We start from the raw sequence: 12,788 nt of genomic DNA, 5'->3' as shown, positions 1-12,788 counted from the left end.
TCTACAAATCACTTTCTTTTAAAAGCTGGTCTAATTTTTTATTTCGACGCTTTTCAATCTTCTTCTGCTCTTTTACTTCCTCATTTAATGACATACTCAAAGATACGACCATCAACACCATAATCACGGCAAATGGTAGAGCGGCCACGATCGAAGCCGTTTGAAGTCCATTCAATCCGCCACTCCATAATAGCACCGCAGCAATGCTTGATTGCAGTACACCCCAGATGATTTTAGTTGAATTCGCGGGATTCAACACCCCTTTGGATGTCAGCATTCCGAGCACTAATGTTGCGGAATCAGCAGAGGTAATGAAGAACGTAATAATTAACAATGTCCCTAAGCCTGCTAAAATGGTTCCAAGTGGGAACTGCTCTAGCGTGATAAAAAGGGCAGTTGTTACGTCATTGCTCACCGCATCAACGATTCCTCTATTTTCAAAAAGCTCAAAGAAAAGAGCGGAGCCTCCAAAAGCTGAAAACCAAATCGTACCGAATAAGGTTGGAACAAGCAAGACTCCTAGGACAAACTCCTTAATGGTTCTACCTTTAGACACACGAGCGATAAAGGTTCCAACAAATGGTGCCCATGAAATCCACCATGCCCAGTAAAACAGGGTCCATGCGCCAACCCATGTTCCTTGTGTAAAGGGGGATAAACGGAAGCTCATTTGAACGAGATTTCCTAAATAGCCACCAATCGTCGTGGTTAAGGCATCAAAGATAAACGAGGTTGGTCCAGTCACAATGACAAATAGTAAGAGTCCGACTGCCAATCCTAGGTTCAAATTGCTCAAGTAACGAATTCCTTTATCAAGCCCTGTGGTAGCAGAAACCATATAAAGGATGGTAACAATAAGGATAATTAATAGTTGAACCCCAATGGTGTTTGGAATTCCAATCACATGGGAAAGACCGCTGTTAATTTGCAATGTCCCTAATCCTAGTGAAGTCGCAACACCAAATGTGGTTGCGATTGTAGCAAATGTATCAATTCCTTTTCCAATCGGTCCCTCGACCCTTTTTCCAAGCAAAGGACGAAAGGTTGAACTGATTAGGCCAGATTCTCCTTTTCTAAACTGTGAATAGGCAAGTCCAAGGGCAATGACGCAATAAATCGCCCAGGGATGGAGCCCCCAGTGGAAAAATGAGTATCGTAATGAATAGCGAGCTGCTTCTGGTGTTTGACCTTCAGCCAAATCAAGCGGGGGATCGATATAATGAGTGATGGGTTCAGCTACTCCCCAAAATACTAATCCAATTCCCATACCTGCAGAAAAAAGCATTGCGAACCATGAAAAGTACGAGAATTCGGGCTCATCATCATCCTTCCCGAGCTTGATTTTTCCATAAGGTCCAAATGCTAAGTACGTTGCAAAGACTAAAAAGATAAAGGCGGCTAATAGATAAAACCATCCAAAAGTCCCCGTTGTAAAGGCGAGGGCGGCATTTGCTGACTCTGCTAAGTTTTCTGGCGCGAATAATCCCCATAAAACAAATAAACTTATAATAACAACCGATATGTAAAATACCGAACCGAGTTTTTTCTCTTTCACAAAATCATCCTTCCCTTGGTTCATTCACATTTAGTATACAATCTTTCTATTAATTCATGCGTTTGTCAAGGAATTAGGAATGGCTGGAAAAAAAGCAGTGAAATTAATACGAAATGCCCTTGAAGGATAAAGGGTTTTCAAAAATAATAGAGAAAGTATAAGAATTTTTTGCACAACGCTAGTTTTTTGTTTATCATTATGTAGGGAATGCGAACGTGCTGGACAGAGGTGAAAGAAATAGTTATGATTAGCGAGCAATCAATGCTCTATCTTACCGAAAAACTCCGCAAAGAGGATGAACTGGTGGAGCTGAAATATGAATATTACAAACGACTTTTACGTGATGAACTACGTACATATAAACAAATCAAAGTACCGACTGAAAACTATACCATCTCCAATGAGGAATTCGTGGAGTGGTCGATTGAACTTTTAACTCCACAAGAACTTCACGACGTGATTATGATGATTCGATATGCCAAAAATCGATCCACGAACGTTCGTCCGTTTCTTGAAACGATCGCGGTTGGAATCGTAAATAAACAGTAATAAGACCGAGCATTTGTGAATGCCCGGTCTTATTTTGTTTCATATTAAATAAGAAGGGCTTTTAACCCTTTAACACGTTGGTACAGTGGCATTTACAACCTTTTTCCTCCATGCTATACTCGCCTAGTTATTTATAAGGTTGTTTTCGTAAAGTTTGTTGTTTTGGAAAAAACCCAAATGCCGGATTTTTCCTGCATAACGCTGGGCTTATTGGTCTATTTGGAGAGTAGCTCTTTTCTAAGGATGTAATATACTGATTGGCTGTTTAAACAAATAGTTAATTTCCTAAAAAGTGTGTATATAGCAACAATGTTTTAGAAAAGAGCCTTTGAAAAAGAGGTTGGTAAAGGAGACGCGGTTAATGAATCGAAAAAAGACATCTGGAGTTCATCCGAAGATAGAAGTATTTTTAGAATACATATATGTACTCATCGGATCAGCTATTGTGGCAATTGCCTTTAACTTATTTTTATTACCCAATCAAATCGCCTCTGGTGGTGTAAGTGGGATATCCACCATTCTGTATTCTCTATTTGGATTTGAACCAGCTATTGTACAGTGGACTTTTAATATTCCTTTATTTATTGCTGGTGTTCTTTTACTAGGGAAGAATTTTGGTGTAAAAACGCTCGTAGGAACGATCTTTCTGCCATTGGTTGTGTTTTTTACGAATGAATATGAACCGTGGACGAATGATCCTCTTCTTGGAGCCCTGTTTGGAGGAATTGGAGTGGGTCTCGGCTTAGGAATTGTGTTCCGCGGAAAGGCTTCAACAGGAGGAACGGATTTGGCCGCTCAGATTATTAACAAATACACAGGGTTAACACTTGGCACATGTGTGGCGATTATCGATGGATTAATTGTTCTATCAGCTGCAATTGTGTTCGATATTGAACGCGGCTTGTATGCATTGATTGCTTTGTATGTGACAACGAAAACGATTGACTTGGTGCAAATAGGTCTTGGCCGTTCTAAGATGGCGATGATTATAACGAACCAGCAGGCGGAAGTGCGTGAAGGCATTTTGAATAAAATTGACCGCGGTGTGACAAAACTATCAGCATACGGAGGCTATACCGATCACGAGCGACCAATCCTTATGTGCGTCGTTGACCAAACAGAGTTCACGAAATTGAAACAACTAGTGAAAACCATTGACCCATCTGCATTTGTCATCGTTATGGATGCTTCCGAGGTGCTTGGTGAGGGTTTCAAACGTGCCTAGTCTTGGTATAATATTACCGACTATGTATTTTTTACCTTAGGGGGATTTTGGATGAAAAAGAAGCTTCTTGCACTATTGATGGGAACATTATTTGTACTAGCTGCGTGTGGCGGTGGAGAGGAAGCAACAGATGACAGTGCAACAGCTAGTGGCGGAGACGCTGAAAAGCTTTACGGGCAAAAATGCTCAAGCTGTCACGGCGGAAACCTCGAAGGTGGAGTAGGACCGAAGCTTGATGCCATCGGTGCTAGTCTATCAAAAGAAGATATTGAGCATGTTATTGCAAATGGCCAGGGCGCCATGCCGAAGGGACTTCTACAAGGCGAGGATGCTTCCACGGTGGCCGAATGGTTAGCTGGAAAGAAATAATGGCTGATGAAAAACGTCCTGGTGGGCGTTTTTTGTGTTTTAAGGTGTAAATAGGGAGGTCGCTGATAATAAAATAGAGAGACTCGCTGATATATTTAAAAAGTCGCTGATAAAGTAGTGAAAGTCGCCGATATAATTGAAATGTCGCTTATATATGCCTGATGAGCATATTGCCCTATCTAAAACCCGCCACAAAAATACAAAATTCCACAACAAATCCCCCTCCATGAATAGAGGAAATTCACCAATCATGTCGAATCATTTAGATGTCTATTACCAAGTCTCACCATAATATGACAATACTTGAAAAGAAAATGTAATATTTTTATAGAACTTTTTGTATTAGGATAGTGCTATAATGTTTCTTGTATGTGATTTATGAAGAATACTGTCTAATGTAGCGGTCAACTTTTGTCGAATTTCGGCGATAATTCATTTGACCATCATCCATGTAATGTAACCAACATCCAATGGCTAGTTGAAAGATATGACAAAAACAATTTAGGTGATAGTTAAATGATAGAAATGAAAGAAGTATATAAAAAGTATTCAAACGGTGTTACTGCCGCTAATGGAATAGATGTAAATATACAGCAAGGTGAGTTTGTGTACGTGGTTGGACCGAGTGGTGCGGGAAAGTCTACTTTTATTAAAATGATGTACCGCGAGGAAAAGCCCACAAAAGGTTCGATTATGATTAATGGAATCAATCTTGCCACACTTAGACCCTCGAAAGTTCCTTTATTACGAAGAAATATTGGCGTGGTTTTCCAGGACTTTAAGTTACTTCCAACGTTAAATGTATATGAAAATGTTGCGTTTGCACTTGAAGTTATCGAAGAACAGCCGAAATATATTAAGAAGCGAGTAATGGAGACGTTGGATCTCGTTGGCTTAAAGCATAAAGCGAGAATGCTTCCAACCGAGCTTTCAGGTGGAGAGCAGCAACGTGTATCGATTGCCCGTTCGATTGTAAATGCACCTAAGCTTGTGATTGCGGATGAGCCCACAGGTAACCTTGACCCTGAAACTTCATGGGAAATTATGAACATCTTTGAAGAGATTAACACGAGAGGGACAACCATCGTGATGGCGACTCATAATAAAGAGATTGTTAACACCATTAAGCATCGCGTAATTGCGATTGAAAGTGGAAAAATTGTTCGAGATCAAATGCGAGGTGACTACGGCTATGAAAGCTAGAACGATCCGTCGTCACATGAAAGAAAGCGTCAAAAATCTTGGTCGTAACGGCTGGATGACCTTTGCGTCTGTTAGTGCCGTAACGGTAACCTTGATTCTTGTTGGCGTGTTTTTAGTGATTATGATGAACCTGAATAAGGTAGCCGATTCGATTGAAGAAGACGTGGAAATCCGCGTTCACATAGATATAGCAGCAACGAAAGAAGACCAAGCCGTACTTGAAGAGCAGATAAAAAGTCTCTCGAAAGTGGAAAGTGTCACCTTCTCTGCAAAAGAGGAAGAACTTGATAGTTTGATTGCAAGTCTTGGAGAAGAAGGGGAAGTGTTTAACCTTTTTGAGCAAGACAATCCATTAAATGATGTCTTTATCGTAAAGGCAAAGAATCCTACTGATACGATGAATGTAGCGAAACAAATTGATGAATTTGAATACACAACAAAAGTTAAATATGGACAAGGCTCTGTTGAAAAGCTATTTAGCTTTTTATCCGTCAGCCGTAACGTGGGTCTTGTGCTCATCGTTGGGTTGCTTTTTACAGCGATGTTCCTTATTTCAAATACGATTAAGATCACCATTATTGCTCGTAGACGTGAAATTGAAATTATGCGCTTAGTGGGAGCAACGAACTCGTTTATTCGTTGGCCGTTCTTCCTAGAAGGGCTTATGCTCGGTATACTGGGCTCGGTTATTCCCATCGCGATGATTTCGGTGTTATATTCAAAAGCACATGATTATATTGCGCCACGATTAGAGGGCAATTTTATTCAAATATTAGATGTGAATCCATTTATTTTCCAAGTGGCTGGAATCCTTGTGATTATGGGAGCCTTCATTGGAATTTGGGGAAGCTTAATGTCCGTACGTAAATTCTTGAAAATATAAGGAAAAGGAATGTTCTTTTTTCCTTTTCTACATAAAAAATGACTAGATTAATAGACTAGAATCTATCTGTCTATCGAACGACTAACTTAGCATTTGGAAGGAGAAATCGGAGTGAAAAAACAGATAACATATGTCACACTTGCTGCTGCAATAGGTTTCGGAAGTGTTCTTGTCTCTCCAGTAAAGGCGAACACACTTCAGGACCTTCAAGAAGAAAAGAGTCAAATTCAAGAGGAAAAATCAGAAGTAGAAACGAAGATTGATGAAGCAGAACAAAAGCTATCTGAAAATCAAGCCCAACAGTCTTCTATTCAAGCTCAAATTAAAGAGATTGATATGAAAGTAACCGATACGGAAAATAAGATTGCTGAAAAGAACGTGGAAATCGAGAACACAAAGGCTGAAATTGAAACATTAAAAGCAGAAATCGTTGTTCTTGAAGAGCGTATTGCAAAGAGAAATGAATTGCTAAAGGACCGTGCTCGTAACTTCCAGGAAAACGGAAGTATGGTTAGTTATATCGATGTATTGATGGGGGCAAAGAGCTTTTCAGACTTTATCGACCGCATGAGTGCGGTAGCAACCATTGTAGAAGCCGACCAAGATATTTTAAGAGAGCATCAAGCAGATAAAGAAGAACTTGAAGCTAAGAAAAAAGAAGTAGAGGACAAGCTTGCTGGATTAGAAACAATGCTTGCTGACCTTGAAGGAATGAAGAAGAGCCTTGAATCACAAAAGGCTGAAAAGGACAAGTTAATGGCGACTCTTCAACAAGAAGAGACCGAACTTCATGACCATAAAATGGCGCTAGCAGAAGAGCAGTCGATTTTAGCTAATCAAGCTGCTGCGATGCAAAAAGCCATTCAAATGGAGCAAGAACGTCAGGCCAAAGCAGCTGCTGAAGCTGCAGCAGCGGCAGCGGCGGCCGCAGCAGCAGCCGCAAACAATTCGTCAGGTGGTGGCGGAAGTACAGAAAGTAGCGGCGGAGGCAGTACCGTTTCAGCTCCAGCTGTATCCGGTGGATCTTTCACAAGACCATCAGCGGGTTACCTGTCTTCAGGATTTGGTGTTCGTTGGGGTAAATTGCATGCAGGGGTTGACCTTGCTGCAAAAGGAACGGTTCCTGTTGTATCAGCAGCAGATGGGGTAGTTATTCGTTCGTACTACTCATCTAGTTACGGAAATGCGATCTTTATTGCACACAGCATTAACGGTCAAACCTATACAACGGTCTATGCTCACTTAAGCAGCCGTGCCGTGGGTGAAGGACAAGTTGTATCTAAAGGTCAATTTATTGGAAACATGGGTAACACAGGTGATTCCTATGGCCAGCATTTACACTTCGAGCTTCACCGTGGTGGATGGAATGCATCGAAGTCTAATGCGATTAATCCGTCTGGAATTGTACCACTATAAGAACAAACTAAGCGCAGCTTTTGCCTACTCTCTGAGTAGATACAAGTTGCGCTTTTTAAATTATTTTTTAATTCCTAGTTTACAGATAGGTATAATATGAATTATAGTATAGTAACAGATAAAAATTAAACTGCTTACTAATGGAGGCGAAACAGATGGCAGAAACATATCCGGTTATCGAGGGAGCGGAAGAATTTTTCTTCAAGGGAAGTGAAGTAGGAGTACTAATATCTCATGGATTTCTTGGGACACCTCAAAGTGTACGGTATATTGGGGAAGAGTTTGCAAGATTAGGGTATTCGGTGTTAGCTCCTAGATTAAAAGGACACGGAACTCATTATAAAGATATGGAAGTGTGCTCTTATCAAGACTGGTTCGCTTCATTAGAAAAAGCGTATGTACAACTAAAACAACATTGTTCACATATTTTTGTGATCGGGCAGTCCATGGGTGGAACACTATCACTGCGTTTAGCTCATCGTCACAAAGAGATCAAGGGACTCCTTTTAATAAATGCGGCTTTGGAAGTACCAGCCTACGATTATTTAAAAGATCAGGTTGAACCACGGTTCTTGAATGAGTCAGAACCAGATATCAAGGCAAGTGGTGTTCATGAAATTACTTATTCAAAGGTACCATTAAAAGCAATTCATGAACTACAAAAGGTCATGGAGGACACGATAAGCATTCTTCCTGAGATCGATAGCCCGGTTTTAGGTATGCGCTCAAGTGTGGACCATGTGGTTCCACCTGAAAATACCGATTATATTCTTCAAACGGTACGATCTACTAATACGGAAAGACTCAAGTTGCCTAATTCCTTCCATGTGGCTTCTATGGATTATGACAAGGACCAAATTGTGAAAAGTGGGCATCAGTTCATTCAACAGTTAGTAGCGAAGGAACTCGTGTTAAGATAATAGAAGTGAATATTTAAAATTTTTTTAAATTACTATTGAATTTTTTCCCTCACACGGATATAATGATTTCAAATCAATTTTAAACAAACGAGAGATCATTGCTTTATACTTCTAAAAGAATAGGTATATTTAGCATCTAGCTAATACTTTTATTGGCTATATGAAAAATAGATCCTAATAAAGATGAAGGAAAAGGAATATAAATCGGTATATTTTCTGGAGTAGTGCAGTCTTGGGAAATATACCTTTTTTTGTTGGAAGGAATAAGGAGAATCAAACAAAATAAAGGGAGATTCTCGGAAGGCTTTTTAGCTAGCCAAGAGTAAAAAGGTGGAAGGTCATTTTCCATTGTTATCGTTTTTTTTATTAAAAATAGGGGGATTTATATGAAGGAAATCATAATTCAAAATTTGCTTTCGCCAGTGGTGTTATTTTTCCTATTAGGTTTACTTGCAGCAATAGTAAAATCTGATCTGAAAATTCCTAATGGTCTAAGCGAAGCATTAAGTATTTATTTATTAATCGCGATTGGTTTAAAAGGGGGAATAGAACTCTCCCATTATTCTATAGAGACGGTTGTCGGTCCTATTCTAGGAGCTCTATTTATCGGGGGTATCATCCCTTTTCTTACACTATTTATTCTAAGATTCATTCAGATGGATGTGAAAAATTCCATTGGGTTGGCAGCTACATATGGCTCTATAAGCATAGTTACCTACGGTGCTGCACTTACCTTTTTAGACAAAAATGGAACCTCTTATGAAGGCTTTATGAATGCGATTGTTGTACTTATGGAAAGCCCGGCTATATTAGTGTCATTGCTTTTATATAAAATATTAGAGGCTAATAAGGGAACTGGAGCATTTTCTACCCGGACTCTTGGGTTCCTTCCTCCATCATCAGCAGGCTTGCTTAATAGAGAAGTGTTAAGAGAAAGTATTTTTGGAAAAAGTATTATCCTTTTAGTAGGGAGCTTATTCATTGGTCTATTTCTCGGTGAACGTGCTGTTTCAACAGTCAAACCTCTTTTTATTGATTTATACGGCAGTATTTTAATCCTTTTTCTGTTAAATATGGGTTTAGTTGCAGGGAAACGGTTACCGGAAGTAAAAAAACATGGTATGAAATTACTATTATTTGGATTGCTCACTCCGCTTCTATTCGGAATTTTGGGCATCTTTATAGGGAACTTCGTAGGTCTCTCCTTAGGAGGAACTACCTTAATGGGAGTTTTGGCAGGAAGTGCATCTTATATCGCAGCTCCAGCAGCTTTAAAAACTTCAGTTCCTGAAGCAAACCCGTCGATATATCTTGGTTTATCTTTAGGAGTAACGTTCCCATTTAATCTTGTTCTCGGCATACCTGTATATTATGAAATAGCCAAATGGATGCAATAGGGGGAAGTGTTTATGATAAAAAAGACATTAATCATAACAGGTTTCAATGAGAAAATGCTACAATTCATTCCAAAAATTACACAAAGAGACACGGAAGAACTACTAATCTTCACTAGTTTAGGGGAAGTAATATCCCAACCGTATGGGTGCTTAGTTAGGGATATTATTTTAGCGATAAACACTGAAAATGTAGTAGAGATTTATGTGATAGGAGACGAAAATAAATCAAGCATTTCTGAGGAGGACCTTATGGTTAGGTTAGAAAAATCAGGTGTTACTAAACAAGTAATCGAAACACTTGATTATATCCACTTTGGTGGAGGTAGTACAATCAACTGGTTAAAAGGGCCACAGATTACTAGGGACAAAATAAAGAGCAGTGTAGAATTAATAAAAAAGCATCCACTAATTCCAAGATCCATACTGGTCCAAGGGTTTATTGTTAATACAGAGACAAACGAAATCAAAGTGGTTTCTTAAAGTAGAAGAGGAACTCCCTCTTCTTTTTTTATGTCAACGTCGAATTTTGTAGAAATATTTTGAGGATTACAAAATAAAACCTCCTCCATTCCTATACTCAAATCTAGAATTTGGTACTATAATGGTAATAATTGCATGGGGAATTCGAACTATAGGGGTGAATATAATGTCAACAGAGGGGAGTCTTTCCTTAGAATTTGTAGGATCGGTGCTAGCGGAAGATGTGTTTGCAAAGAACAAATCTATTCCACTACTACGAAAAGGAACAATATTAAACGAAAGACATATCTTTGTTTTACAAAGTCACTTGCATCATAACAATTTACGCTTGGAGACGTGTTTCATTAACCAACCGTCTATTAGTGTAGAAAAATTAGAGCAGAACTATAAGGAATCTCTTGGACAGTTAAAAATGATTTTCGAAGATTTAGAGGCAACTATTAATGGTAGCGCTTCCAATCAACCATTACAAAAGCTCGAGCATATGTATACACCGATGTTGAATACGATTGTAGCGGAAGATGAGCATTTCGAACTACTCAAGCTCCTTAGGAAAGATGATGAATTTACGTATGTTCATTCGTTAAATGTGGCGGTTGTCTCTTCCATTATTGGAAAGCTACTAAAAATGGATAAAGCAGAAATTCTGCTTCTTGGAGAAACAGGGATACTGCATGATATCGGAAAGCTTGCGATCCCACTTTCGGTGTTAAAAAAGAACGGAAAACTAGATCCGGAAGAATGGGAGCTGATCCGAAACCATACCGTTGAAGGGGTACAAATTCTGAAAAAAATGGGTGAGACTCGCTCGAAGGTGATTATGGGTACACTTATGCACCATGAGAGAATAGATGGTTCAGGGTATCCGTATAGAGTTCGTGAAGATGTTATCCCTTTACATGCCCAAATCATATCAGTTGCTGATACATATGACGCCATCACAGCGGTCCGTCCGTATAAGGGAGAACAGTCACCGATCGTTGCTGTCATGATTTTAATGGAAGAAACCGCAAAGCGAAAGTTTGATTCAGCCATTACGGTCCCGTTTACGAAATACTTAATGGACCAATTTGTTGGAAAAAGAGTCGTGTTAAATACAGGGGAGCAAGGGACAATCATAACGGTTTACGAAGATAGGCCACATTGTCCACTTGTACATTTAGGCGATAATCATTATGTGGATCTACGTTATGACGGTACGCGCTCCTTAAAGGATGTTGTTTCATATTAACAATGGGGGGAAATGATATGGACAGAATTCAATATATGCAGGAAAGAAACAAGCTGGTTACCATCCTACTATGGATCTGCTTTGCCTTAGGGCTTGCTAGTAACTTTGCTGCAAACGTTAGCACAAAGGGAATTGTTACGTTTGCTATTGTTGGTTTGTCAGTGGTCACACTAATTACCATATTTACCGTAACCAAAAAGTTTACACTACATATTCATTACATTGTCGCTGTAGGAATCGCGATTCTTATATTCTTTATGGTTTCTAGTTCTCCGAAGCTATCAAGCTACTTAATGATCTATTTTGCTCTGGCGGTGGTTATGATTTATAACCAAGTGAGGTCGATGGCCATAACGGGTGTGATTGGACTAGCTCTCAGCAATTATTTCTTTATCAAGTTTAATGAGCAAATGTTTTACGGAGCGGACGTGTCTATCTTAATTTCATTAAATGTCATCAATATTGTGACGTTACTCATGTTCCTCACACAGGCGCGACTCACATCGAAGTTAACGCAAAAGATGGAAGCTGACGGAATTGAGTTAAAACACGGAAAAGAACAGGTGGATGAATTACTAGAAAAAGTAAAAGAGTCGGTAGGCGTGCTACAGAACTTCAGTCATTCTTTTAAAAGAAACATCGAGAAAACGAATCAAATTTCTTCCGAGCTGACCTCAGCATTCTCCGAAATATCTAAAGGAATCGAGACTCAAGCAAGCTCCGTGACTGGGATGAATGAAACGATGCAATTGTCAGGAGATATGATTCGTAGCGTCGTGACATCTGCTCAAACGCTTCATCAAATCTCGCTAGAAACCGAGAACACGTCGAAGGTTGGGACAGGGAAGATTCACACTCTCGAAACAGAAATGAAGGATGTATATGACTCAGTCGAAAATACAAGTCAATTGATGAAAGAGCTCAACGATCAAACCCAAAAAATTGGGGCGATTGTTTTAAAAATTAGAGAGGTCACCGATCAAACGAATCTACTTGCTCTAAACGCAGCGATCGAAGCAGCACGCGCGGGTGAAGCGGGTAAAGGCTTTGCCGTGGTAGCTGGGGAAGTTCGTAAACTCGCAGAAACTTCTCAGGCATCGACACATGAAATTGAAGCCATCCTAGATGGAATCCAAAGAAAGACCGTACAAGTAACGGGCCAAGTACAAGGCGGCCAGCTGGCAGTTGAAAAAGGACTAGAAATGACCAAGCAAACAAGCCAAACGTTCCAGTCCATGCTCGCCTCGTCTAAGCAAGGACTACAGCAAGCAGAAGAAGTAGAAAAAAGCCTTGTTCATTTTTCTAAAAACTCTGAAGTGGTTTTAGAGGAAATCTCCTCGCTATCCAGTGTGTCTGAACAGTCCAGTGCGGCAGTAGAAGAAGTACTAGCAAGCGTCGAAGAACAATCCAACCAAATCACCCAAGTAGTTGAATCTTTCAAAGAGTTAGAAGCCTTAACCGAACAACTAGCCACCCTAGTTGTCCGGAATTAATTCATAACTAGTCCATCTCGCACATATAGTGGTTATACAAAGACATCTCACAACTTTGTGAGGTGTT

The 12,788-nt window shown here is 39.7% G+C and carries 12 protein-coding genes; 11 read left to right on the top strand and 1 reads right to left on the bottom strand.

Going from position 1 to position 12,788, the window contains the following annotated elements; translation table 11 throughout:
- Position 1 precedes the first annotated feature (1 nt).
- The gene (locus MKX65_RS21765) at positions 2-1,555 is read right to left on the bottom strand and encodes a glycine betaine uptake BCCT transporter (RefSeq protein ID WP_340905556.1); all 1,554 of its coding nucleotides are present in this window, start codon (positions 1,553-1,555) and stop codon (positions 2-4) included.
- A gap of 207 nt (positions 1,556-1,762) precedes the next feature.
- Here MKX65_RS21765 and MKX65_RS21760 point away from each other — a divergent pair, with 207 nt between their 5' ends.
- From MKX65_RS21760 to MKX65_RS21710, 11 genes are all read left to right on the top strand, one after another.
- Positions 1,763-2,104 carry a hypothetical protein gene (locus MKX65_RS21760; protein ID WP_340905555.1) on the top strand — a complete coding sequence of 114 codons (342 nt, stop codon included), beginning with the start codon at positions 1,763-1,765 and terminating at the stop codon, positions 2,102-2,104.
- A gap of 361 nt (positions 2,105-2,465) precedes the next feature.
- Positions 2,466-3,329 carry a YitT family protein gene (locus MKX65_RS21755; RefSeq protein ID WP_340905554.1) on the top strand — a complete coding sequence of 288 codons (864 nt, stop codon included), beginning with the start codon at positions 2,466-2,468 and terminating at the stop codon, positions 3,327-3,329.
- 51 nt (positions 3,330-3,380) lie between these two features.
- Positions 3,381-3,698: a cytochrome c551 gene (gene cccB / locus MKX65_RS21750; protein WP_160549588.1), complete on the top strand. Its 318-nt coding sequence runs from the start codon at positions 3,381-3,383 to the stop codon at positions 3,696-3,698.
- Between the two features lie 516 nt (positions 3,699-4,214).
- The gene (ftsE, locus tag MKX65_RS21745; RefSeq protein WP_160549587.1) at positions 4,215-4,901 is read left to right on the top strand and encodes a cell division ATP-binding protein FtsE; all 687 of its coding nucleotides are present in this window, start codon (positions 4,215-4,217) and stop codon (positions 4,899-4,901) included.
- Positions 4,891-5,784: a permease-like cell division protein FtsX gene (gene ftsX, locus MKX65_RS21740; RefSeq protein ID WP_160549586.1), complete on the top strand. Its 894-nt coding sequence runs from the start codon at positions 4,891-4,893 to the stop codon at positions 5,782-5,784. Before ftsE ends, ftsX begins: the two co-directional genes overlap by 11 nt.
- A 111-nt stretch (positions 5,785-5,895) precedes the next feature.
- On the top strand, positions 5,896-7,200 hold the full coding sequence (locus MKX65_RS21735) for a murein hydrolase activator EnvC family protein (RefSeq protein ID WP_340905553.1): 1,305 nt from the start codon (positions 5,896-5,898) through the stop codon (positions 7,198-7,200).
- A gap of 155 nt (positions 7,201-7,355) precedes the next feature.
- Positions 7,356-8,120, top strand: coding sequence for an alpha/beta hydrolase (locus tag MKX65_RS21730; RefSeq protein ID WP_340905552.1), 765 nt, complete (start codon positions 7,356-7,358; stop codon positions 8,118-8,120).
- 386 nt (positions 8,121-8,506) lie between these two features.
- Positions 8,507-9,517 carry a sodium-dependent bicarbonate transport family permease gene (locus MKX65_RS21725; RefSeq protein ID WP_340905551.1) on the top strand — a complete coding sequence of 337 codons (1,011 nt, stop codon included), beginning with the start codon at positions 8,507-8,509 and terminating at the stop codon, positions 9,515-9,517.
- Between the two features lie 12 nt (positions 9,518-9,529).
- A complete protein-coding gene (locus MKX65_RS21720) occupies positions 9,530-9,997 on the top strand; it encodes a hypothetical protein (protein WP_160549803.1) in 468 nt (155 codons plus the stop codon).
- A 166-nt stretch (positions 9,998-10,163) separates the two neighbouring features.
- On the top strand, positions 10,164-11,228 hold the full coding sequence (locus MKX65_RS21715) for an HD-GYP domain-containing protein (RefSeq protein ID WP_340905550.1): 1,065 nt from the start codon (positions 10,164-10,166) through the stop codon (positions 11,226-11,228).
- A 17-nt stretch (positions 11,229-11,245) separates the two neighbouring features.
- Positions 11,246-12,721 (top strand): methyl-accepting chemotaxis protein, encoded by a 1,476-nt coding sequence (locus MKX65_RS21710; RefSeq protein WP_340905549.1) that lies wholly within the window; start codon positions 11,246-11,248, stop codon positions 12,719-12,721.
- Positions 12,722-12,788 lie beyond the last annotated feature (67 nt).

Source organism: Robertmurraya sp. FSL R5-0851 (assembly GCF_038002965.1).
Taxonomy (GTDB): Bacteria; Bacillota; Bacilli; order Bacillales; family Cytobacillaceae; genus Robertmurraya_A; species Robertmurraya_A beringensis.
The sequence above is the reverse complement of the archived record's forward strand: the minus strand, read 5'-3'. Positions and strand labels throughout refer to the sequence as shown.